Genomic DNA, 24,686 nt, shown 5'->3' with positions numbered 1-24,686 from the left:
ATATTTTCTAAATTAATTACTTTTGTAAGTTCTCGATAATCATGGCACCACCTTGACCACCACCGATACAAAGTGAAGCAACACCAAATCCTGCTTTTCTCTTCTTTAGCTCATGAGCAAGAGTTACAATTAAGCGTGATCCAGTTGATCCTACTGGGTGTCCAAGAGCGATAGCACCACCGTTAACATTTAGTTTCTCAGCAGGAATTTCACCCCATAATTTATCAATACCAAAGAAGTCAGCAACTTTCTTATCAGTAAATGCCTTCTTAACAGCAATAATTTGTGCAGCAAAGGCTTCGTTAATTTCAATTAGATCCATTTGCTCAAGAGTCATATTAGATCTTCTAAAGACACCATCCATTGCATGAAGTGGTCCCATTCCCATACGCTCAGGCTCTAGTCCATGGAAGTGATAATCAACAACTCTTGCAAGTGGTTCTAGGTTATATTTTTTTACGGCCTCTTCAGAACAGAAAAGAATCGCTGATCCACCATCTGTAATTGGACAGCTATTTCCAACTGTAACAGTTCCTGACTTACGATCAAAGTAAGGCTTCATTTTTGCAAGACCTTCAACAGAAGATTCTTTACGTGGCCCATGATCATTCATAAGTAATTTATCTAATTTTGAACCATAGATCAGTGGCACGATCTCATCAGCAAAACGACCTTCTTCAATGGCCTTAATAGCTTTATGGTGAGACTCATTTGCATAGATATCTTGCTCTTCACGAGTGATCCCAAGTTCACGTGCAAGAAGCTCTGCAGTTTGTCCCATATTTAGGCCACAAAAAGGATCCGTTAAACCTTGTTCAATTGCAATAATTGGAGAAAGGTATGCAGGTTTAAAAGTTGAAAGAACTTTTAATTTATCACCAGTTGTTTTTGCTTTCATAAGTGAAGCAAAAAGCTCAGTCATTTGCTTCCCATAAATAAGTGGCATATTTGACATTGACTCTACACCACCAGCAACAACGACATCACAACGTCCACTTGCTACTTTAATGAAAGCTTGAGAAGCGGCCTCAAGTCCTGAAGCACAATTTCTGTGAACAGAGTAACCAGAAGTCTTCTTATGAAGGCCTGCCTCTAGTGCAATAACACGTCCTACGTTTGGATACTTTGCAGGAGTACCTGTGTTTCCAAATATAACCTCATCAACTTCATCGTCACCGATTGAAGTTCCATCCATAATATGGCGAACAAGGTAAGCACCTAAATAAGGGGCTTGAATATCTTTAATTATAGTTCCGGCTTTTGCATGAGGAGTTCTCACTGCCTCGACAATGTAGACTGGTTTCATTGATGATTCCTTTCTTCAAATTATTTTACTTGCTTAATATTGTAAGGATAATCAGTGGCAATGAAAAGTAAAAAGGCCCCTGAGCGGAGCCTTTTTATGAGAACATGGGTTTTTTAAACAATTGTTTAGAACAGGTATGAAAGTCCAACACCTAAAGTAAATGTGTCAGCATTTTCAATATTTCTAGCTTGGTCAACTAATGCCTTCTGGTTAGTTGAACCATTGTATTGTGCTTCTTCACCAAGTCTAAAAATATTCTTTTCGTAAGATAGGCCAACTTGTGCGCTAAATTCTTTAGCAAAATTAACTTCTGCTCCAAGAGATGCACTACCTGATACATACTTCATCGATTGCTTAGTCTCGTTAAAAGTATCAACTGGGTTTTGGATTTCAAAAGATCCAAAGTGAATTCCAGTTCCAACACTTAAGTATGGTTTAATCTTAGCTGAACGTGAGAAATAAAATTTACCATATCCACCAAAGTTAAACTCATTATATGAAATCTCATCATTTTGAGAATAAGAGTTATAAGCATTATAGTTATTATAATTGTAGTAACCATAGTTGTTGTAGTTACTAAGCTCATTACCTTGAATAGTAAGGTTCATAAATCCAGCGCTAATTCCGATTGAAACTCTTTCAGAAATAACAGTTTCAACAGAAGCTTGGAAATTGATCCCTGCTGTCCATTCTTTTTGCTCACCAGTAATACTCTTATATCCAGTCTCAATTGTTAGTTTATTACTAAGTTCTGGAAGTACTGGTTCTGCTACAACAGGAGCGACCGCTTGTACTCTTGCAGGTGCTGCTTGTTGATTATTTATTTCATCCATTGCCTTAAGTTGTCCCTCAAGTGCCTTTTGGATCTTGTCAGCGATACGCTTTTCTTCTTGTAGACGCATATCCTCAACATTCTTTCTCATCATCTGCTCGTGTTTCTCCTCTAGCTCACGACGTAGCTTTTGGATTTTGTCAGCTTGTGATGGTTTCTTTTTCTTTTTGTAGAACCCGTCGATATTGATTTCGTCAGTATGAACAACTTGATCTGTTTCACTTAATAATGGATCGTCTTGTTGTCCATATGAGGCTGCACTTGAAATTAGAAGTGCGGCCAATACGGCCGAGTTAATCATTGTTGTTTTCATGATGTTCTCCCTGTCTCTTTTAAATAGAGTTACAGTTTCTTATAACACATTGCGAGATTAATCTGTTCAAAAGCGAACGCTGATGAAATAATTTCATGAAAACGGAAAAAGTTCTTTAAAATTAGATAGTTAGAACTGTCTAACGAAGCCTGAATGTACGAAATTTCTTAGGATCGACCTCATTGGAGCCATCAATTCCGATAGTTTTAAGAAAACAAAGAGGATTTATACTACCTTGTTGGCATGCTTCAGGGTCGGCCTTGAAGCGAGCATCAAGAGTTTGAAAGACCGCAAAGAGAATAGAGACGACGGCCACTAGAAGTAGAAGATACTCAACTGCGGTTTGACCGCTTTGTGATTTTAGAATGGTTGTAGTGTAGCTTCTCTTCATTATACCTATACTTAAATAAAGGTTTTAAAGTCACGTGCCTCTAATAATGTTTGCGTGATACCTAAGTTATTCTTCTTTAGTGGCCCATGGTAGAAGACGCCTTTTACAGACTCGAACTTACCAGCTTGACCCATTCTAAACTTAAGATTAATCCTTGAGCCAGAATTAATCACACTGTGATTACGAAGCATGCAAGTTTCATTTGTCAGTTTACCTTTTAAAAGAGTGTCATTTCTATCAATTATCTGGTTATCTAAAAGAAATTGATGAAGTTCTTTTTCGCAGAAATCATACTTTAAGCAGTCATCAAATTGTTTAAACATTTTAATCTGACAAGTACCATCCAAGCTTATTTCTTTCCTGATAAAGACGATATCACCACCAAATGAACTTTCATTAAAGTAGTAGTAATCAGCACTGATTAGCTTATCGGCCAAGGCATAATCTAGCTTCACACAGCGATAGAGGTCAGTGATATTATGAGCGATATTTAATTTGTCTAAATTAGAGCTAAAAATTGCGATCTTTTGAGGCGCGACGACCCCTGAAAAAGACGACAATTGAGCCGCCCAAGGTCTTCTGCTAGAAAAACTAAATTCTTCAACGATATCCTCAAAGCTACTTCCTCCTAAACATTCAATAGTCTTTGTGGCCTGCTCTTCTTTTTCAAGTTGCCACTGAAACCTAAAGCGAGGAGATAACATAAGGATAAAGAAGTATATTGTTTCAAGATCTGAAAATGTTAGCTCTAATGTCTTTGTATAAACACAGCGAAAGCAACTAGCAAATCGTTGAAGGTCTTTATTAAGTCTTAAATGTTTTTTGAAAATTTCATAAATATCATGAATATAATTTGGAAGAGCTGATCTTAGAGTATTAACTGTCACCTGATGGAATGTTTTATAACGACATAAAGACTCTCCAAGGCGCTTAACAGAAGACATAAAATCTTGGTCAAACTTCTCTTGATCAATTTCTTCAATTCTTAAACGATTGATAAACTCATTATAAAGCTCAGGAAAATGACGACAAATCTGAGAGAAGTTTAAATAAGGACTAAGTCCTGCACAAAGCGTTTGCTCACTCTTATATTTTAAATAAAAAGGAGCGTGAACAAATGAATCCTTATCAAAGATTGTCGAATCTAATTCGAGATCACTGGCCCAAGCTTCAATAAATGCTAAATCTAAAGGCCCAAAGAACTTAAAATAAGGATCACTTGCCTTAATTCTTTTATCCCTCAAATAGATTGCACCAAATCCACTTTTAAGAATTTGAGTTGCTGTTAAAAAACTAGCAATATTATTTCCAATGATGAGAGTATCTATTTTTTTATTCATATATTATATTTTTTTAATTCGTTAATAATGCGATAAGTTTGCGTTTGGCCATTTCACTTTCTTTAATCATATCAGAAATCAACTCATTGGCCATCTTATTGGTGCTAGTGCTTTTTATAATTGAATAGGCATCATTCATATTATCAATCACACCAACGCCAACCCCGGACTTTACAATAGTATCGTACTCTGTCGAGCGCTTTACATTTGGCCCACAAAATATATTTGCCCCAGCAACAAAGGGTTCTAGTACAGAATGAATCCCCTTCCCATGTCCTCCGCCTACAAAGACAGTTCGGAAATAAGGATAGATCTCACATAATATGCCTCTAAGAGTGGATATAATGAGTCCAGGTCTTTGCTTATAATTTGAAATAAATGAGTCTATTTGATTATTTTCAATGATTTCTTTTGTCAGCATATGAATTGATAAATCGGGACAATGCTTTAATATAAGCACTTTTAAATTTTCAATATTATCGTCTTTGAGTACATGCGGGGCCATAAACACAAATAACTCACCTGCTCCTATCAGCTTGCAAAATTCTTGATCAGAAAAAGCATCCATTTCAACAGGCCAAGTCTGGGCCAAGCAAATTCTCTTTTCATATTCGGCCAAAGATAAGAGCTTATTCAAGTCCTCATATAAAGAATGTCTTCTAAAGAAGTGCTGACGAGAATCAATTTGCAACATTCTAAGCTCAATTGGGTGCTCTAGTTTATCAGCACTAATATCTTTACCGATAATCATATAGTCTTCATTAGTTGCACAAATAATCTTACTAAACATTGAATAGATATACTTCTTAAGGCCAGGTAAGCGTAATTCACTTATATCTGTGGTCTTTATACGTGAGCTTTTAACAGTTGCTGAAAAAAGAATAAATTCTTTCATTTTAGAGCCAAGATAAAGTAGCTCTGGAAAAAAGTCATAACGAACCATCATCATTTTCTTTGCGCTCGACCAAGCAATTATATTCTGGCGTGAAAGAAGCGGGAAATAAATCATCAGAGGCAAACGTAAATAACGAATATTTTCTCTATTGGCCTGATAGTAATCAATAACCTTATGCTCAACACTTGGAGATGTGAAAATTAGCTCAACATTCTTGCCCAAAGAGATAAGCTCGTCGGCCAAAGGTCTAATCTGCTCAAACTCTCCTTCACTTGAGAAGTGAAAGACACAGTGTGCTTTTTTTCCAAATCGAGCAAAGGGCCTACAACCTTCATCTCGATAATTCTTTCTTTCAAAGGAGACTCGAGCGTAGAAAGGTCCCACTTTTAATAGATAAAGCACAAAAAATAATGGATAGAGCGCAATTCTTACAATTGCCTGAATAAGAAAAATCAATAACATAGGTATATTATAATGAGGTTTTTTCTAATATAGAAGCCAAAATAAGGTCCATTTGACACCAAAGTAATTAAATCAACATATTTTTCTGACATGTTCTTACAAACTGAAATATTAATTCACTAAATTACAATCATTTGTTGCAATTCAATAAAAAAAATTCCAATATCTACAGTCTATAAAAGAAAGAGGGAGAAAAAATGGGAATTTTAAAGGGAGCAATCATTGCATTCGTGGCAGTAAGTTCTATGGCGGCGACATCAACGTCATCAGTATCTGTGCCATCGTCAAGCTCATCAACTTCAACAGCAGCATCTTCAACAGATTCTGCAACAACTTCAGAAGCTTCAACAGGAACTTCATGGTACCAAAAATTAAAAGACTCACCTTTTAATATGCAATACCTAGTTGAAGGTTCTAACAACTTTAAACAATCGATCAATGGTTACAGTTTCTACAACTACTTATACCTTGGTTACAATATCAATAAGACATTCGCAGTTAAGCTTGTTCCATACTGGCAAACAGACTTTACTAAGAGACAAGAGAATGCAGACGGAAGCCGTACAGTTCACCAACAATACGGTGCAACTCAAGCACGTCTTTACGTTAAGAATATCCTAACTGATGAAAAGAACGGTTTTGATCTATACCTACAAAACAGAATTTACTACTACCCAGCAGCAACTAGAAATGGTTCAGGGTACGATGTAAAGAATAGACTTTACCTAATTGGTGGTAAGAAAATCACTGATAACTTCAAGATTGGAACATATGCGTTCTATGAAAATTATATCAGAAATACTGGTTCATCTAAGTTTCTAGAGAACTACTATGCTGCCGTAGCTCCAACTTATTATATCAATGATAAGTGGTATACAGCTCTATCGATTGAGTACTACCGTACAAAGAGAAAAACTGGTGCTACAGAGTCTGAAACTCTATCACTTTCACCAGAAATTGGTTACTCATTCCCAATCTGTTCTCTATCTGCTGCACTTGCTCTTGAGCCAGTTGACTTCAGAGGTGAAGACCCAGATTTCGTTGATGGTACACTAAAAAATGCTTCTTTAATCGTATCAGCATTTTTCCCAGTTTTTTAATTAACTACTCCATTTTAAATACTTACGAAGCCGACTTTAATAGTCGGCTTTGTTTTTTTAAGTCTTTATTAAACTACAGGCAAAAATTTCCGATAAACCTAATAGAAAGTGATTAATCTAATCAGGGTTTGAGGATTTATGGCCACTAGTACAAAGAAAAAAGTTACTGAATACCTACTTACGAAAGAACAAATTTCAGGAGGACTCTATGAGCCTAATGAAGTCTACTTTATCAAAGATGGTGGCAAGGAACTTGGACCATTTTGGCAAGAAGACCTAAAGGAATTTATTGAAGAATACTCATTATTTAACCAAAAGGTCTTCGTAAAAAGCATGTTGGAAGAACAATGGTCTGTCATTACGGCCCATCCTCTATTTCAAAGAAGAAGGCCAGAGATCATTAAAGAGTTTCAAGTTGATGAAGACGACCAATTCTTTATATTAAGAAGCAATAAGAAAGACGGGCCATATAAGAGTAGTGAAATTATGGCCATGCTTGATTCTCTAGAACTACTCTACACTGACTTTATTTCTGTCGATAACGGACAAAGTTGGGGAACAATTCATGAATTTGAAGTATTTGATCGTCGCAGCCGCTCAAACGAAAGTTTACCAGAATCGCCTCAAGGTCATATTTTTAAGAACTCAATCTTAGACGCAGACAAAGCAATTGAGCTATCTAAGCAAGACTCTGAAGATCGTGAATTCATTTACGATCTTGCTTATATTGGAAATCAAAAGCTAAACCCAAATAAAGCATCAATTGACGATTTTGAACAAAAAGAAAAATCAGACCCAGCGACCATGTTTCGTTTAGGAGCATTTGCTGCAAGTTTTGTATTTGTATTTGCTATCTTCTTTGTATTTAGCAAGATGTCTGGAACGCCTGATGTTCCTGTTGCAAAAACGAAGAAAACGGCCAGAACACAAACAAAGAGAACTCCTGCAGCACAAGTGCAAAAGAAGCCTTCTGCAAAGACAGTGACTAAAACTTCAAAAAGAAGAGAAGCTCCAAGCGCCTTTAAGAAGAGAGCGCAAAATAGGCGTCAAATTACAAAAGGTAACGATTCAATTGGAAACGCTGACTTTCTATCTGAATCAAGGCAGATGAATGATGCAGTAATGGACCCTGCTGATCTTCCACCAGAGGTTATCTTCGATGATGCCAATGAGGCACTAGAGTTAGATCCTGTACGAGAGAGAATCTCAAAAGAGACATTTGATCCACCAGAGCAAGAGCTAAATAATTATGACGAGCTTGATGCGGCACGAGAAATCGTTGATGAGTATCTTGATCGCTCGCCTGCGGCCGGTGCAAACCCGGATGAATCACCAGGACTTAGTGATGAATTCACACCTGAAGATGCTATAGAAGGTGAACAATTCTAATAGGTTGTCTCCATAAAAATTGAAAGAATAAGTAGTCAATAATTGATTGTTTATGTTACTTTTAAGTTATGGAACACACTAAAGATATCACGCAACTAACTAATGTATTTCGCCAAGCGGCCTTCCCTGGATCATTCTTCTTCAGCTTTGAAGGAATTGAAGGCTCAGGAAAATCGACACAAATTGTAAAAATCAAGGATTACCTTGAAGATAAAGGCTTTAACGTTATCGTTATTCGCGAACCAGGCGGAACTGCTTTCGGTGAAAAATTAAGACAGGCCATTTTAACTTCTAATACAGATATTCACCCTGCAGCAGAAGCACATTTATTTGCGAGTGCTCGTGCACAAAATCTACATGCACTGATTTTGAAAGAGCTCGATTCACCAAATACAGTAGTAATTTGTGACAGATTCCTAGATAGCTCGATTGCGTATCAAGGAGTGGCAAGAAAACTAGGGCCAGAGTATATCTTAAATATTCACTCAAGCTTTCCATTAAATATTGTCCCTCATAAAACATTCTACCTAAGAATTGATTTAGAAAAATCACTAGAGAGACAACGTTTAAGAAATATGCCAAAGGACTACTTTGAGTCACGTGACAATAGTTTTCATCAAGACCTGATTGAAGGATATGATTATTGTGCACAGATCTTTCCTAATCGTATTGCAACAATCGATGGAAGTGCACAGCTTGAATCAGTCACTCAGAAACTAATTGAAGAGATTGAAACGATTATTAATGGATAATTCTTCAAAAGTTAAAGATATTCCATTTGAAGCGCTTTTTGCTCGTTACAAAGAGCAAAAATTGGCCCACTTCTACACTCTTCATACAGGTGGCCACCGTGAAGTTTCGTCCAAAGACGAAATTCTGCAAGAATGGGCCAATAAATTTCTAATAAATATTCTTTGCTATGAGAATGGTTGGGAGCCAGCTCACGCCAAAGAAGTTCTCGAGCGTGGACATGAGGATATTCTCTTTGTCTCAACAGACCAGAAGTCCTATAAAGTTAGCGATGATAGTATTGAGGAATTCTTCAATTTCATCCGTTTCAAACCTTCGAAACTTAAATATTCATTTACGATTTTTAAACAATCGCAAAAGATCACTCAAATATTAGCAAATAAGCTACTCAAAACACTTGAAGAGCCACCAGAAGGTCATATTTTCGTCTTTATCAAATCAAATGACGAAAAGACTCTTGCTACAATTGATTCAAGAACAATCAAAATCAACATTGTCTCTCACGATCATAGTAGTATTGAGCGTAGAACGAATATGAGCTTTTCTGATTTCATCACAGAAGAATGTGAGGATGAAGCGTTGGCCAAAACTCTATCAACGATCAGGCCAAATAACCTTCAACTAGATGAGTTAAGAGACCTAATTAAAGAAGAACCAAGCAGAGAAGCAAATATACATCACTTAGTGGCCTCACATATGAATCAGAGCAATAACTATAGCTTCGATGATGCTCAAAGCTGTCTAGATGCGACAAAGGCCTCAACTTTTGAAATTCCATTTAATGGTTCATCTAAATCACGACTAGCACGTCTACTTCAACTTGTGATTTAATGCAATTTGGCTAGACATAAGCTACCAATAATACGACAATTGAAGCTACTCAAAAAAAATTGATGGGACAAAATGACGAACCAAGATCAGCAAGATATATCTGAATCACATGACAATGATAAGTCAGGTGGTAAGAAGAAAGTAAATAAATTCAACAAGCATGATGATAAACTTGCTAAAGAGCAAGATGGTAAATTCGAAGAAGGTCAAACACTTACAATGGTAAGAGTTCGCTTCCCAGGAAATGCTAAAAGTCAGCCTTTCTTACTAGGTAAGAGAAAATTCACTTACGGACAAAAAGTAATAGCAATGAGTGACAGAGGAATGACTGTTGGTTATATCAACTCTTTCCCATACGAAGTCACATTCGACAAGTCGATGCTCCCTATTCGTTCAATTTCGAAAGTTGCAACTCAGGAAGATATCGACGAACAAAAGAGTTATTTGAAAAAAGAGAACGAGGCCGAAATCATCTGCCTTCGCCTCATTGAAAAGTACAATCTAAATATGAACTTAACACACGTTGAGTTTATTCAGTTTGGAAAAAAGGCCGTATTCTACTTCACTGCTCCAGAGCGTGTAGACTTTAGAAATCTTGTAAAAGACCTTGTGTCAGAGATTAAGATGAGGATCGAGCTTCGCCAAATCTCAGTAAGAGATCGTGCCGCGGCACTTGGAGCAACAGGAGCTTGTGGACTTCAAACTTGTTGTTCATACTTCTTAACAAATTACGGAAACGTATCCATAAAAATGGCAAAGAATCAAAACCTTGCCCTTATTCCTTCAAAAATTAATGGTGTTTGTGGACAAGTTAAGTGTTGTATCAAATACGAAGATGATGTTTACACAAATAAGAGAGAATTCCTTCCAGGAGAAGGATCTTATATCCGCACTAAGAATGGTGATATCGGAAAGGTTTTAAAGCTTCATATTCTATTAGAACAATTTGAAATGTTAACTGATAGAGGCTATATCCGTCGCTATTATAAGAATCAATTTGATAAAAAACGTTGTCGTCCACCTAAAGAATGGAGCTTCCCTACTGAATTTAGATCAATCACAAAAGAAACTTCGACAATTATTGGAATTGAGGAGTTAGAAGAAGAGCTACGTCTAAGAAAGCAGGCCTTCCTTAAGAGCCTAAATAACGATAGTGATAGCGATGATATTGAAGAAGATGCGCACGAGTTATTTGATGATGAAGAAGAATCAAATAATAGTGACGACGAGGACATTGAGAAGATTCCATTAGATTCAACTGAAGATGAATCGGACAATATTCCAAAGCAAAAAATTGAAAAGAAGCGCCATAATAACAATCGTCCAAAGCGTCGCCCAACAAATAGAAATGAAAAAGGTGACAAAGATAGTGATGATAGGCCTAGAAACAGAAGGCCTCAGGATAAAAATGCACAATCTGAAGATGGCCAAAATAAGTCACAAAACAAGAATCGCAATCGCAATAGGAACCGCAATAAATCAAAAAGCGGAAACTTCCGTAAGCCTTCTGGTGATAAACCAAAGAATACGGAAACAAAATCTAATCAATAATTCTTTTTAAAGATGTATAACAACGATGGTGAGGGAAATGATTTTCCCTCACTATTTCAAGCCCAGAGATAGCTTTCAAGTATTTTACATTAAGCATCTCATCTCTCTTATCCACTATAACAGAAGCGTTAATCCTCTTTAGTAGAACTCCCTCATTTAAGGCCAAAATCTCTGCGTAAACCCCAAGTTCGACATAGGAACGAACACGAGTCTTAAGTGGCGCAAGTGATGGGATAGGAAGACGAGATAACGCTCCCCTTGCTGATGCCTTAACAAATTTAGTAAGTAAATTGCGTGGGTAAAACGCAGGGGCGACGTAAGTAATTTTACAATTTCTTATATCAAGATTCTCATTTTGAATTAACCACTCAATAAGTAAGGCCGCCAAAGAATGAGCAACGATAATAGATCGCCCATTTTCCTTAAATACTTTTCTAATTCGCTCTAAATCCTTTCCAATATCAGGACGAGAATTCTTGTTGAAAGAAAGTGAGATAAATTTAACATTTGGGTTTGAAAAGATGAAAGATGCCGGGGCCTGATTAAGCCCCGGAAAAAATATAATCGTTTCGCGATTCTTAGAAGTCACAATTTCCTGGAGTTCTTGGAAATGCAATAACGTCACGGATATTGCTCATACCTGTGATGTACATAATTGCACGCTCGAAACCAAGTCCAAATCCAGAGTGAGGAGCCGAGCCAAATTTACGAAGCTCTAGGTACCACCAGTAACCTTCTTTCTCCATTCCCATCTCATCCATACGCTTTGTAAGTTTATCAAGATCTTCCTCACGTTGAGATCCACCAATAAGCTCACCAATACCTGGAACTAAAACGTCCATCGCACGAACTGTTTTCCCATCATCGTTTTGCTTCATATAGAAGGCCTTACAATCTTTTGGGTAATCCGTAACAATAACAGGTGATTTAAAGTGTACATCTGTTAAATATTTCTCGTGCTCAGTTTGAAGCTCTTCTCCCCAATTTGTCGGGAATTCAAATTTTGCACCTGAAGCAGATAGAATTTCAATTGCTTCAGTATAAGTAATTTTCTTAAACTCACTATCGCGAACTGCCGCTAGTGTTTCAAAATGATTCTTATCAACATCAGTAAATGGCATTGAATAAAGGAATTCAAGTTCTTTACGACAATGTGTAAAGGCATACTCGATCATATACTTAATATAATCAGCAGCAAGTTCGGCCACATCCTCAAGGTCAGCAAATGCAACTTCTGGCTCAATCATCCAGAATTCCGCAAGGTGGCGCTTAGTATTTGAATTTTCAGATCTAAACGTTGGACCAAAAGTATAAACCTTTCCAAGTCCTAATGCGTGACACTCGCCTTCTAGTTGTCCAGTTACACATAGTGAAACATCTTTACCAAAGTAATCTTTAGCGAAGTCAACTTCACCCTTATCCGTTTTTGGAGGATTGTGCTTATCAAGCGTTGAAACATTAAACATTTCTCCAGCACCTTCACCGTCAACTGCAGTGATAATTGGTGAGTTTAGGTAGAAGAAACCTTTATCATCAAAGAACTTGTGAGTTGCCATAGCAAGTGCGTGACGAACACGAAAAACTGCTCCAAATAGATTTGTTCTAACTCTTAAGTGAGCAATATCTCTTAAGTGTTCAAGTGAAGTACCTTTCTTTTGTAGAGGATAAGAATCATCAACTGCACCAATTACAGTACCAGTTGTCGCCTGCATCTCAATTGTCTGCCCCTTACCTTGAGACTCAACAACCTTTCCAGTAATTGATACACAAGTACCAGTTAACATAGTCGAAAGGGCCTCATAATTTTCGATACCACCATCAGCTACAATTTGTAGTAGATCCTGAGAAGATCCGTCATTTAAAACAATAAAAGAAAATGCTTTTGATTTTCTTACCGAACGTACCCATCCTTTAACAGTTACAACAGAGCCGATAAAGTCAGATGCCTGATCAAATAATTGCTTAAGTTCGATGCGCTTTAATTGTGTCATTTAAATACCTTCTTATAAAACTTCTTTTAAAATAGAATGAGTTTGTTCTTTTTCTAATCTTGGCCCGTATTGTGTTACAAGCTTTGCAGAACACGCACATGCAAGTTTTCCTGCAGCGCTAAAGTCTAGTCCATTAGTAATCCCGTAAAGGAATGCACCTGCAAATAAGTCTCCTGCACCGTTAGTATCAACAGCAGAAACCTTTGGAGCTGAAACATTAATTTGCTCTGAACCATTATAAAGGAAAGCTCCTTTTGAGCCAGCAGTAATTGCAAAAGAATGTGAAATATTCTTTAGCGCTTCAAATGCTTTCTCAACTGAATCCATTCCAGTAAATGATTTTGCTTCTTCCTCGTTACAGAAAAGAAGATCCAACTTATCATCACCAATCATTTGCTTGAAGCCATCTTTAAAGAAGCCTACAATACCAGGATCAGAAAATGTTAATGCAACTTTAACATCATTCTTTCTTGCAAAATCTCTGGCCGTTTGACAGGCAGCAATTCCCGCCGCACCAGTTACAAGATAACCTTCCATATAAAGCCACTTACTGTCGCCTAGAGCGGCAAGATCAAGTTGTTCATCTGAATATGTTGCAGTCGTTCCAAGAAAAGTATTCATAGTTCTTTCTGCATCTTCAGAGATCATGACAAGACACTTACCTGTTTCACCATCATATAGACCTTGTTCAATATTAGACTTAACACCATTTGCAAGCAGGTCATTCTTATAGAACTCTCCTGTTTCATCTTGTGCAACTTTACATGAGTAGAAAGTTTTAGCACCAAGTTGAGTAGCACCAATAATCGTATTTGCAGCAGATCCCCCACAAGCACGAGAATGACCAACATTACTTCCTCTAAGAGAATTAAGAAGGTGATCTTGTCTTTCTTTCTCAACAAGAGTCATTAGGCCTTTTTCAATTAGGTGGTCGTTTAGGAATTCATCAGAAACTTTAAATTCCATATCAACAAGGGCATTTCCCATTCCGTACACATCATACTTCTTCATACTTAATCCTTTATATTTAAGACTCTTTTCTTTTAAAAATAAGTTCATTATTTACTTCATCAAAATCAGCATACTTGTAGCCAGCAACATCAAAGTTTTTAAGGCCTTCAATATCCTTAATTTTATTTTCAATAATAAAGCGTGCCATCATACCGCGTGCTCTTTTAGCATTGAAAGAAATAACCTTATATTGGCCATTCTTAAAATCTAAGAAGCGCACATTAACAAGCTCAGGTACGAGTTTGTCTTTTTTAACACTCTTGAAGTATTCCTCTGAAGCGAGGTTTACAAGATACTTAGACTTATTCGCTTTTGCATCTTCATTAATTTTTTCAACAATTTTTTCGCCCCAAAAATTATAAAGATTTGTTAGACCTTGGCCATTAATACGAGTTCCCATCTCTAAACGATAAGCACGTAACTCATCAAATGGAGCAAGAACACCATAGAGGCCAGAAAGAATCTTTAAGTGTTTTTGAGCATAGTTTAACTCACTCTTTTTAAGCTCACCCGCATTTAGGCCTTGATATGTATCTCCTGCAAAACTAAAAATTGCAGCGCCAAGATCATTTGTTTTCTTAAAATTATTAAAACGATCAACATTCAAATCGGCCAAGGCCTTTGAAAGCTTCATCATTTTAGATAAATCTTCACTTTCAAAATTTGCCATCTTAGTAGCAAGCTCAGTGGCCTCTTTTATGAACGTAGGTTTCTCTAGATTTACATCTTGAGCAACAGTGATATCTGAGTGATCAAAATTAAGTTTCTTCGCTGGAGAAATAACGATATCCATGAAATTCCTTTAATTTGAGTTTGAGTTACTAAACGCTTGAAATAATAACAATAACTTTATTAAAAGACTATGTTTTCTTAAGAATATTAAGGAAGAAAGTAGCGCTCATAACGTGTCGATTTACCGCTGTAGACGACTCTTTGATGCTTACAATCAGTAGGAATTTGTACCTCATTTGCTTTAATTGGCCTCTTTAAGCAAACTAAAGGAAATTTGGTACACAAAGACCATAGGTATAGATCCTGATCAGTATCTTTACCTACTAAGTCCTTAAAGACTTCCATTTCCTTGCGACTAAGCGCACTCTTGGCCTTGGATTTTGTCATTTCATACATGGGATCGTAAAAGCATCGCTTAAAATCACTTCCCGTATCGGCCAAAGTTGCTTGACCATAGCTGATGCTCATATATTTTTTGAAAATATTAGAAATCTTTTCATTTTCAAAACTTATGGCCTTCTCATACGCCCAAAGAGCAAGTCCAAAAACATAGGGATTTCTTTCAAAACAATCGAGATGACAGCCAAAGCTTAAAAGTAAGCAAGCGTCTTTACCTGTACCTAGGGTTGCATCAACAACTTTATTATGCTCGATGTCACCACCTTTCAGTTTTAGGGCACGAAAAAGAGGCTCTTTTGTTACAGCATAATTCCTTTTTAGATGAGTTTGTAAATCAGCTGCCCAATCAAGCTTCAATGAAGAATCTCGGGCCGGATCAAATAAGTACAACTCATCATCTTTCCAAACTAAATAAACCCCTTCTAAGGATTCTCCTGTCATGTGCAATTGATAAGTCAATTTATGAGAAGAGAGCTTCTGCAAATAGTTGCGCAGCGCTTGATTCAGAGATTCTGTTTTTAAATCTTCTTCTTGCGCGCAGTCAATTACAATATCAATATTAGTCATTAGTGAAGTCTCATTCATATTAAAATCAAGTAGATGGCCAGTTTTTTCTATGCTATATATACTTTTCGTAAATACATACTTTAGAATTAATTTATCTAGATATAACACACACGGAGAACAGATGTCACACACACAAGACGTATCAAACTCAACTATTGAGAAACTTGGTTTTGACCCAAGAAATTTAAAAGTAAACTCTGGTGATCTTAATCGTGAACTTGCAAAGAATTATATCAGTGCAAGTGATGAAGAAATTAAACAGATGTTAAACGAACTAGGTCTAACGACACTAGAAGAATTATTCTCTCATATTAAAGACGATGTAAAATTCTCATCAAAAATTCCTTTAAAAGAAGGACTATCTTATGATGATCTCGTTACTAATCTTGATGAACTATCAAAAAAGAATAAAATCCCTACAAACTTCTTAGGTGATGGACTTCCACAGTTTAAAATTCATGAGATCGTTCCATATGTTTGTAATATTAGAGGTCTAACAACAGCATACACTCCTTACCAACCTGAAAGATCACAAGGAACACTAAACACTCTTTGGATCTACTCAAGTGCAATTACAGCACTAACTGGTTATGAAGCGGTTAATGCGTCTTTATACGAAAGATCAACTTGTTTATTTGAAGCACTAAAGACAGGAGTACGTCTTGCACGCAAGAGAACAAAAGTATTAGTAAGTGAAGCAATCTATCCTCAAGATAGAAGTGTACTTGAAACAAATGCTGCACATACTGATCTGGAAATCCTATGGGCACCAATTAATAAAGAAAGCGGTCTAACAGACTTCGATAAAGTAAAAGAGTTACTTGAAACAAATATAGAAATTGCTGCATTTGCATTTGGCCAAGTAAACTCACTTGGTCTACTAGAAGATGTTGATGCCTTAACTGACCTATGTCGTGACAACGAAGTATTCTCAATTGCTATTATCGATCCAATGCTACTTGCTAAGGGTGGTTTAAAGAAGCCAAGTGAATACGGTAGTGACAAGGCCGGTGCAACAATGATCGTTGGTGAAGGTCAACACCTTTGCCTAGACGCAAACTATGGTGGACCAGGTTTAGGTATCTTTGGAATTCGTTTTAACGACGCAAATAAGAATCAAATTCGCCAAACTGCTGGACGCTACGTAGGTAATGCAGTTGATATGAATAATCAAGAATGTCTTGCGATGGTACTATCAACTCGTGAACAACATATCCGTCGTGAGAAGGCCACAAGTAATATCTGCTCAAACCAGTCATTTGTAGCAACAATTGCAGGTGCTGCACTTTTAGCACTTGGTGATGAAGGTTTATCAGATAAGCTTGCAACTTCAAGACAAAACACTCAATACTTCCTTTCAAATATTCTACACCTAGATGGTGTGGAGCTTGCCTTTGATGCTCCTTACTTTAATGAAGTTGTTCTAAAGCTAGATAAGAAAGTAAGTGACATGCTTGCCTCAACTGAAGATCTAGTTGCTGGTAAAGATATTAGTGGCCGCCACAATCTAGAAGGAAACCTATTAAAAGTCTCTTTTGGTGACCAGCACACTCAAGAAGATCTCGATAAATTAATTGCTGCTTTTAATGCAAATTTTTCAGCGCAAAGTGAATCAGAATTCTTCATGCCGGAAATCCCTCAAACATATATAAGAGAAGATGCACCAGGGATTGCAACTTTCACAACAGAAGAAGTAAAAGCATTTTACGACAAGTGTGGAAGCTTAAACGTTTCTCCAGATGATGCCATCTACCCTCTTGGTTCATGTACAATGAAATACAATCCATATGTGAATGACTGGGCAGCAGGGCTTGCTGGCTTTACAATGGCACACCCAGACCTAGATGATAAGTATACTCAAGGAACACTTGAGCTACTTTACAATATCCAAGAAGATTTTAAGGCGATAACAGGACTTCCAGGACTTGTTACTCAAGCAGTGGCCGGTGCACAGGGAGAACTTGTTGGTATCAAGATGTTCCAGGCCTATCATGCAGATAGAGGTAACGCTGAAACTAAGAATGTAATTCTTATCCCACGCTCTGCCCACGGAACTAATCCAGCGACTGCCGCAGTAGCTGGTTTTGTCCCAGCTAAAGTTGACGGGAAACAAGTTGGTATCATTACTTTAGATGCTAATGAAAGAGGTCAAATTGATCTTGAGCAACTAAAAGAGATTATCAAAACAGATGGCGAGCGCATTGCTGGTATCATGGTAACAAATCCTAATACAGCAGGTATCTTTGAAGAGAACTTTAAAGAAGTAGCGGATCTTATTCACTCTGTTGACGGCCTAGTCTATATGGACGGTGCGAATATGAACGCTATTGCAGGGATTGTTTCTCTTGAAAAATTAGGAGTGGATGCTTGCCACAACAACCTTCATAAAACTTGGACAATTCCACACGGTGGAGGTGGACCAGGAGATGCAATCGTTGCTGTAAGTAGCAAACTTGTTGACTATATTCCAGGAACTCAAATTGAGAAGTTATCTGATGGTTCATACAAGAAAGTACGTGCTCCAAAATGTATTGGAGACTTCCACCGCCACGATGGAAACGTTGCTCACAAGGTACGTGCCTACACTTATCTAAAGGCCCTAGGCCAAGACGGTGTTGTGACAATGTCACAAATTGCAGTATTAAGTGCACGCTATCTTTTCCAAAAGCTTAAGGATGTTTATCCAATGCTACCACATGGAGCGGATGAAACACCTCGTATGCACGAATTTATTATTACACTAAGTGACGATATGTTTGCTCATATTGAAAAGTCAGGAACTCTTAAGAACCAGATTATTGCAAAAGTTGGAAAGTTATTCCTAGACTTCGGGCTTCACGCACCAACAGTTGCTTTCCCAGAAGTATTTGGTCTTATGATTGAACCAACTGAATCTTTCACAAAGAAAGAGCTAGATGATTTTACTGATGTTCTAGTAGCAATCAAAAATGTTCTTTCTGATTCTCCAGAAGTACTACACACAGCACCTCACTTCACTGCTGTTAGTAAAGTTGATGAGGTATGGGCAAATAAGAACCTTAAGTTCTACCGTACCCTAGATAAACTTTGGGAGCTTCCAAGTGACGAGATTTCACCTAAGATGTTACGCACGAAAGACACACTAGAAATTGTTAAAATGATTCAAGACAAGCACAAAGAATTAAAACAATAAAAAAAAAGGCCTGCAATGCAGGCCTTTATATATATTAGGTGTAGCAGAAATTGAAAAACATACGAATAATTCGAGAATAACAACAACACGAAAATTAACACGAATTTGGGGAACAAAGAACAACAACACAACTTTATCGATATGTTTATTCATCAATCCCTGCTACATTAATGAGTGGTTTATACGACGTGATTTGAGATGTTTCAACCTATCATTTTTGCACATGTAAATATTACAACAGTAGTTTGTTGACCTAATAAGTCCCATTAATAAAACTTAAAACTCAACTAAATCCTCGACTCTCTTCCATAAATTCACTTTATCAATCTGCTGATACAAGCTATTCAAATGATCATAAGAGTGTTACAGTGTCGCATCATAAAATTATAAAATTAGGATACAAGCTAAATGGAAGATTTAAAAAGAGCGACCTTTGCGATTATTTCTCACCCGGATGCGGGTAAAACAACGATGACAGAAAAACTCTTATGGTTTGGTCAGGTTGTGCGCAGCGTAGGTATGGTTAAAAGTAAGCAAGGTAATTACGCAAAATCAGACTGGATGGAGATGGAAAAAGAGCGTGGTATCTCAATTACATCATCTGTTATGTCATTTCCATATAACGAACGTGCCATGCACCTTCTCGATACTCCAGGTCACAAGGATTTCTCTGAAGATACTTATCGTACACTTACGGCAGTTGAAAGTGTTCTTATGATGATTGACTCGGCCAAAGGTGTTGAGACACAAACTAAGAAGCTAATGGAAGTTTGTCGTATGCGTGACACTCCAATCGTTTCCTTCTGTAATAAATTTGACCGCGACTCTCTTGACCCATTTGAACTAATTGATGATGTTGAAAAGACTTGTTCAATTCAATGCGTTCCAATGACATGGCCAATTGGTTCAGGTGTTGATTTCAAAGGTGTCTACGATCTTAAGAAGAAAACAATTATGAGCTTTAAAGATGCTCAAGACCCGTTTAGTCCAAATATCATTGATGCAAGTGACTTGAGAGCTCAACATATTGTCGACTTTGTTGGCGAAGAATTATTAGAAAAGTTAGAAAACGATCTTGAGATGATTAGTGAGCTAATGCCAGAATTCGACGAAGAAGAATTCTTAGCAGGTATCATGACACCGATGTACTTTGGATCGGCCCTTAATAACTTTGGTGTAAAAGAAGTTTTAGATACATTCTCAAAATTTGCTCCAGGACCTGGTAAGCGTGAAGTTATAACTGCTCCAATTGAAAAAGGTGAAACACGTATTGTTGAACCAAACGAAAATAAATTCAGTGGTTTCGTTTTTAAAATTCAAGCAAATATGGACAAGAAACACCGTGACCGTGTCGCTTTCATCCGCGTTTGTTCAGGAAAGTTTACTCGTGGCCAAAAAGTTACATTAGCAAGAACAGGAAAAGAATTAAAAATAGCAACTCCACTAATCTTTCAAGCGCAAGATCGAGAAATTACTGAATATGCAATTCCAGGAGATATCATTGGTATCCACGATTCAGGAAAGCTGCAAATTGGAGACACTTTTACAGAAGGTGAAATCATGCAGTTTACAGGGATTCCAAGCTTTGCCCCGGAACTATTTAAGAGAGTTCTCTTAAAAGATCCAATGAAAGGAAAGCAGCTTGATAAAGGTCTACAGCAACTATCAGAAGAAGGTTCTGTTCAGTTGTTTAGACGCCATAACTCAACAGAGAAAATTCTTGGTGCAGTTGGTGCCCTGCAATTTGAAGTTGTCCAACGTCGCCTAGAAGACGAATATAATGTTAAGGGAGAATACGAAGGCTTCCCTTACAACGGTATTAGATGGATAAAATTTCCAAGCGAGAAAATTAAAGACGAGTTTGTTTCCCGCTATAGTGCAAATATCGCTTTTGATATTAAGGACCGCCCTTGCTTTATTTACCGCACGGAATGGGACCTTAAGCTTGCAACGGAAAAGTATGCTGATGTAGAGTTTTTCAAGACAAATGATTTCAAATAGTTAAGTCAATCAAACTAAATTGCTTGATAAACAAATAAAAATTAACTATGATGAAGTGTCTTTTAGACAACACAGCACGGCACAACAGGATTTTTAATTTGAAGTTTTTATTTGTGGAAGATGAAGTTGAATTAGTAGAGCTCTATCAATACATGTTTGATCGCATCGGATTAGATTATGAAGTTGCGTACAATGGTGAAGAGGCGCTTGAGAAAGTTAAGAATGAAAAATTCGATTATATTTTCTCTGATATTCGCATGCCAAAAATGAATGGAATCGACTTCTTAAAAAACCTTATTTTAGAAGGACTAGATTTCAAGAAATTTATTTTTGTAACGGCCCACCAAGAAGTGTCTCTTGATGAAGTAAAAGAACTAGGCGCACATGACATTCTTTATAAGCCAATTCGCCATCAAGTCTTTATGGATTATATTCAGGATTTACAAGCTTAAAAATTAATATAAAATAAAGGGCCTCTGATGAGGCCCTTTTCTTTTCTATAAAATTTCATTTAATAATTCTTCACAACTATTTGTTCTCACAAACTCTCCTGGTAGCTCACGAGCTGGAACAATATCTTGTCTCATCTCTTGGGCAGCAAGAGCTGCACGGATACGGTGCTCATTATCCATTGTATTTAACTCATCAGCTGGCCCTGGAGTCCACTGACGTCCAGTAGAGTTAAGAGCTTCATCGCTACTTCTTGCATCAACAGCTTTTCCCCAACCAGGTTGATGAGGATGGATTGCCATTTTCTCATCAATACTTCTAAAGAAGATTTTATCTGACTCTAGTTGAGAAATAGATAAACCTTCCATTGCAGCTGTACGGAATTGGTTAACATCAAGTCCTAAATCATCACATAACTTTTTAAGATCATCTTCAACCATATCTGGTTTCTTAACATAATCAACATGAGTCGTATTATCAATTTCACCAGATAAGGCAGTCGTACTATTGATGGCCTTATCAAGCATTGCTCTTACAAGCTGAATCTGCATTGCTGATTCGGCCGCATCACGAGGAGCATTGAACATTCTAAACTCACCTTTTCTAATTTTTGGATCGACTCTAAAAGTTCTTCTCCAATCTGTTGTAGGATTAGAGATATCAAAGTCATCTGTTACAAACTCTTCTGGGATAACATCCTGAAAGTAAGCTGAAACATCAAGTTGGATATAACGAGTCTTACGTCCGAAGCGAGTATTAAAGTACCTTTCATTATAAAGAAGCTTTTTAAGTTCTTCTTCAGATCCATTAAAGTCCTTAAGTGCATTCTTAAGTGTATCACTTACAACGACAGGCTCTGAAGTGTGTGTACGATTAATATGCTGGAACATTAATGAAATGATCCCTCTATGCTCGTGGAAGATTGTTAAGAATCTTGCAAGGGCCTTAGGGTTACCATCAAATGCAGCAAGGTCAATATTGACGTGACCACCACCGGCCATTAATGATGGAAGAACATTATTCTTCTCAAAAGCTTTATATACCGACGATACCTCTTCAATAGTAGGAGTAAACTTTGGCGTAATTAGCTCAATCGTTCCCCCACGTGGAGAATCTGCAATGATCTCACCAGAAGGAGTATATGAGCGGCCAATACCATCCCATTCAACTTGCCATTTTCGGCCTTTAGAATCGCGAATTGCATAGGCAACATCAAGTCCGTGCCCGTGTCCATCAACTTCTAATTTAACAGGTGCCTCACCTTCTTCTCCACCAATTTCTTCATAAAGATCTTGAGCAACTCTTTTAATAATTGCTTCACGCTCTTGTGATGACAGATCAATAACAGTTTGTACCCAAGCGCGCTTACCATCTTCAAGACGATCTTTAGAAGTAATCGACTTAAGTCTTAATGGGAACTTACCAGAGTACTCGATACCAAGATCAATCTTATTAACATCGACTGGATTTGCAACTCTATTAGGAGCATCGACGTTGGCCTTAAAGTCCATTGTTAATGCATTATAGTCCATTTTCTTAGGACGCATATAGGCTTCAAGATCATCAATTAACTTAGAAGCTGAAACCCATGTACGATTCATTTCACGAATTTCTTGTTTTAGTTTGTCTTGAGACATATTCGGATCAAGTAGAGCGACTTTTTGTGTATAATCTTTAACAAGATTTTTAATGATCTCGCGCTTTGTATCCCCAATGAATGCAACCTCTGGTTCTGTCCAGCCCCAGAACATCACACGGTAGTCGGCCTTAATTCCTGCCTTTTGCATATTAGCGATTGCCTGTTCGACAACACTCAGTTCAATACCAAATCGCGCTGCAATACTTTCAGGCTCTCTAAATGCAGGGCTATTTAAGTTATAGTCTGAAATACTTGCAATGCCACTAAAGTCATTGGCCCCAATACGAGCGGCCAGTGTCGTTTGATAAAATCTTGCAGGCGCAAGGTTCTTTGTTCCGGCCCTAAACTCTATACCTAAACCACCAGTCTTTTCAATCCATGGCTTCCACTGATCGTCTGGCCTAATTACACCACGTCCACCATGATAAAGATTAGTAAGGTTTGATTCTGTTTGAACATTCTTATAATTGGCAAATTCAATTCCAGAGTTACCTTTAATACCATTTAATACAATATAAGACTGAATCGTACGGTAGAACTCTGAAAGCTTTGCTTCATCGAGATCAGGGTGCTTTCTAAAAACAAGTCTCTGGTGACCAGGAGCTTGAAAGAGTTGAACTTTATTCTTACCAGTTAAAGGATCGCGCACAACTTGAGAAAGAGATTCCCTAAACCATGCAACCATTTCTTCGAATTCACCATAAGTATTTTGGGCCTTAAAGTTAATCTCCCAACCACCATTACCACCACCGTGGCCATGGGCATCTGTAAGAAATCTTTCGGCCTTACCAAAGTTAGGCTTCCACTCGCGGTAGTCTTGCTTGTTACCAAGAAATTTATGTGGTTTGCTATACCAACCACCACCTTCTGGTTGAACAATCTTTGGAAGACCAGGAAGGTTTCCAGTAAAAAACTTACGCCTAACAGTCGGCTTAATGAAAGTCATTGATCGATCTTCCATCTGCTCAAATAGATTGTAGAAAACTTTTTCTAAAGTTGCTAAGTCAGCTGTTTTGATATCAGTTGCCTTAAGCTCAGTTAAGTCAATAACCTTAGGGTTTCCTTCGGCGTCTACAACGTCTCTTGCGAGATCAATCTTTCGACCTGTCGTAACGTCTTTATAAGTACGATAACCATTAGAGTCCTTTGCATAATTTTCTAAGAAATCGCGAAAGAAAAGCTCTTTATTTGCATCTGAAAGAGTATCAATATTCTTTTTAATAATTGCCGTCGAAGGAGACATGACTCTTGTTAATAGAGAAGAAGACGCTTCTTTTTCGGCACCGTAAGTTACCCCTCCAAGCATGCCTGGAAGAGTTTTATCATCTACTAAAAGCGCCTTGGCACTATATGATGCTCCAGAATACTGAAGATCGGCCCATGCTTCATAAGCAGTTTTGAAACTTCCATCAGAAGATGGATTTCGATAATCACCATGCTTAAGTTGGGATACCCCAAAAAAAGCAGCTGTCCCAATTGCAACAGTTCCAACAACTGGCAAATAAAGATCTTTAAATTTTCTATTAGTATCACTCATACGCTATACCTTCATTTTTTATTATTT

General features: G+C 37.4%; 19 protein-coding genes. 8 read left to right on the top strand and 11 right to left on the bottom strand.

All coding sequences use genetic code 11. The features are described from left to right. Window positions 1–16 precede the first annotated feature (16 nt). The 5 genes from C0Z22_RS04650 to C0Z22_RS04630 all read right to left on the bottom strand — a co-directional run bounded on the left by C0Z22_RS04650 (window position 17) and on the right by C0Z22_RS04630 (window position 5,539). Window positions 17–1,306 (bottom strand): thiolase family protein, encoded by a 1,290-nt coding sequence (locus tag C0Z22_RS04650; protein ID WP_103217178.1) that lies wholly within the window; start codon window positions 1,304–1,306, stop codon window positions 17–19. A gap of 125 nt (window positions 1,307–1,431) precedes the next feature. Next, window positions 1,432–2,451, bottom strand: a complete 1,020-nt coding sequence (locus C0Z22_RS04645; protein WP_103217177.1) for an OmpH family outer membrane protein — start codon at window positions 2,449–2,451, stop codon at window positions 1,432–1,434. Between the two features lie 139 nt (window positions 2,452–2,590). After that, window positions 2,591–2,842, bottom strand: a complete 252-nt coding sequence (locus C0Z22_RS04640; protein ID WP_103217176.1) for a Flp family type IVb pilin — start codon at window positions 2,840–2,842, stop codon at window positions 2,591–2,593. A gap of 11 nt (window positions 2,843–2,853) precedes the next feature. Further along, the gene (locus C0Z22_RS04635; protein WP_103217175.1) at window positions 2,854–4,182 is read right to left on the bottom strand and encodes a hypothetical protein; all 1,329 of its coding nucleotides are present in this window, start codon (window positions 4,180–4,182) and stop codon (window positions 2,854–2,856) included. A gap of 13 nt (window positions 4,183–4,195) precedes the next feature. Continuing rightward, complete coding sequence (locus C0Z22_RS04630) at window positions 4,196–5,539, bottom strand: glycosyltransferase N-terminal domain-containing protein (protein ID WP_103217174.1); 1,344 nt, start codon at window positions 5,537–5,539, stop codon at window positions 4,196–4,198. A 197-nt stretch (window positions 5,540–5,736) separates the two neighbouring features. On the opposite strand from C0Z22_RS04630, the gene C0Z22_RS04625 reads away from it, so the two are divergent. The 5 genes from C0Z22_RS04625 to C0Z22_RS04605 all read left to right on the top strand — a co-directional run bounded on the left by C0Z22_RS04625 (window position 5,737) and on the right by C0Z22_RS04605 (window position 11,160). After that, window positions 5,737–6,639, top strand: a complete 903-nt coding sequence (locus C0Z22_RS04625; protein WP_103217173.1) for a hypothetical protein — start codon at window positions 5,737–5,739, stop codon at window positions 6,637–6,639. Between the two features lie 138 nt (window positions 6,640–6,777). Continuing rightward, window positions 6,778–8,028 (top strand): hypothetical protein, encoded by a 1,251-nt coding sequence (locus C0Z22_RS04620; protein WP_103217172.1) that lies wholly within the window; start codon window positions 6,778–6,780, stop codon window positions 8,026–8,028. A 68-nt stretch (window positions 8,029–8,096) separates the two neighbouring features. Continuing rightward, window positions 8,097–8,780 (top strand): dTMP kinase, encoded by a 684-nt coding sequence (tmk, locus tag C0Z22_RS04615; protein WP_103217171.1) that lies wholly within the window; start codon window positions 8,097–8,099, stop codon window positions 8,778–8,780. After that, complete coding sequence (locus C0Z22_RS04610; protein ID WP_146037791.1) at window positions 8,758–9,609, top strand: hypothetical protein; 852 nt, start codon at window positions 8,758–8,760, stop codon at window positions 9,607–9,609. The genes tmk and C0Z22_RS04610 overlap by 23 nt, the downstream gene beginning before the upstream one ends. 72 nt (window positions 9,610–9,681) lie before the next feature. Next, the gene (locus C0Z22_RS04605) at window positions 9,682–11,160 is read left to right on the top strand and encodes a regulatory iron-sulfur-containing complex subunit RicT (RefSeq protein WP_103217169.1); all 1,479 of its coding nucleotides are present in this window, start codon (window positions 9,682–9,684) and stop codon (window positions 11,158–11,160) included. Here C0Z22_RS04605 and C0Z22_RS04600 read toward each other — a convergent pair. The 5 genes from C0Z22_RS04600 to C0Z22_RS04580 form a co-directional block, all read right to left on the bottom strand. Beyond that, entirely contained in the window at window positions 11,150–11,749 is a 600-nt protein-coding gene (locus tag C0Z22_RS04600; protein WP_103217168.1) for a hypothetical protein, read from the bottom strand. The genes C0Z22_RS04605 and C0Z22_RS04600 overlap by 11 nt on opposite strands. Then, entirely contained in the window at window positions 11,739–13,151 is a 1,413-nt protein-coding gene (gene asnS / locus C0Z22_RS04595) for an asparagine--tRNA ligase (RefSeq protein WP_103217167.1), read from the bottom strand. Before asnS ends, C0Z22_RS04600 begins: the two co-directional genes overlap by 11 nt. A 12-nt stretch (window positions 13,152–13,163) precedes the next feature. After that, window positions 13,164–14,162, bottom strand: coding sequence for an adenosine kinase (locus C0Z22_RS04590; protein ID WP_103217565.1), 999 nt, complete (start codon window positions 14,160–14,162; stop codon window positions 13,164–13,166). Window positions 14,163–14,178: 16 nt separating this feature from the next. Then, window positions 14,179–14,955, bottom strand: a complete 777-nt coding sequence (gene yaaA, locus C0Z22_RS04585) for a peroxide stress protein YaaA (RefSeq protein ID WP_103217166.1) — start codon at window positions 14,953–14,955, stop codon at window positions 14,179–14,181. Between the two features lie 86 nt (window positions 14,956–15,041). Further along, entirely contained in the window at window positions 15,042–15,860 is an 819-nt protein-coding gene (locus tag C0Z22_RS04580) for a class I SAM-dependent methyltransferase (protein ID WP_158246812.1), read from the bottom strand. Window positions 15,861–15,981: 121 nt separating this feature from the next. Here C0Z22_RS04580 and gcvPB point away from each other — a divergent pair, with 121 nt between their 5' ends. From gcvPB to C0Z22_RS04565, 3 genes are all read left to right on the top strand, one after another. Further along, a complete protein-coding gene (gene gcvPB / locus C0Z22_RS04575) occupies window positions 15,982–19,032 on the top strand; it encodes an aminomethyl-transferring glycine dehydrogenase subunit GcvPB (protein WP_103217164.1) in 3,051 nt (1,016 codons plus the stop codon). A gap of 408 nt (window positions 19,033–19,440) precedes the next feature. Next, window positions 19,441–21,033 (top strand): peptide chain release factor 3, encoded by a 1,593-nt coding sequence (locus tag C0Z22_RS04570; protein ID WP_103217163.1) that lies wholly within the window; start codon window positions 19,441–19,443, stop codon window positions 21,031–21,033. Window positions 21,034–21,131: 98 nt separating this feature from the next. Next, window positions 21,132–21,485, top strand: coding sequence for a response regulator (locus C0Z22_RS04565; RefSeq protein WP_158246811.1), 354 nt, complete (start codon window positions 21,132–21,134; stop codon window positions 21,483–21,485). Window positions 21,486–21,530: 45 nt separating this feature from the next. On the opposite strand, the gene C0Z22_RS04560 is transcribed toward C0Z22_RS04565, so the two are convergent. Continuing rightward, window positions 21,531–24,659 carry a hypothetical protein gene (locus tag C0Z22_RS04560; RefSeq protein ID WP_103217161.1) on the bottom strand — a complete coding sequence of 1,043 codons (3,129 nt, stop codon included), beginning with the start codon at window positions 24,657–24,659 and terminating at the stop codon, window positions 21,531–21,533. Window positions 24,660–24,686 lie beyond the last annotated feature (27 nt).

Origin of the sequence: Halobacteriovorax sp. DA5 (assembly GCF_002903145.1) — a bacterium.
Taxonomy (GTDB): Bacteria; Bdellovibrionota; Bacteriovoracia; order Bacteriovoracales; family Bacteriovoracaceae; genus Halobacteriovorax_A.
Note: the sequence above shows the minus strand (reverse complement) of the source record. Positions and strands in the feature narration are given on the sequence as shown.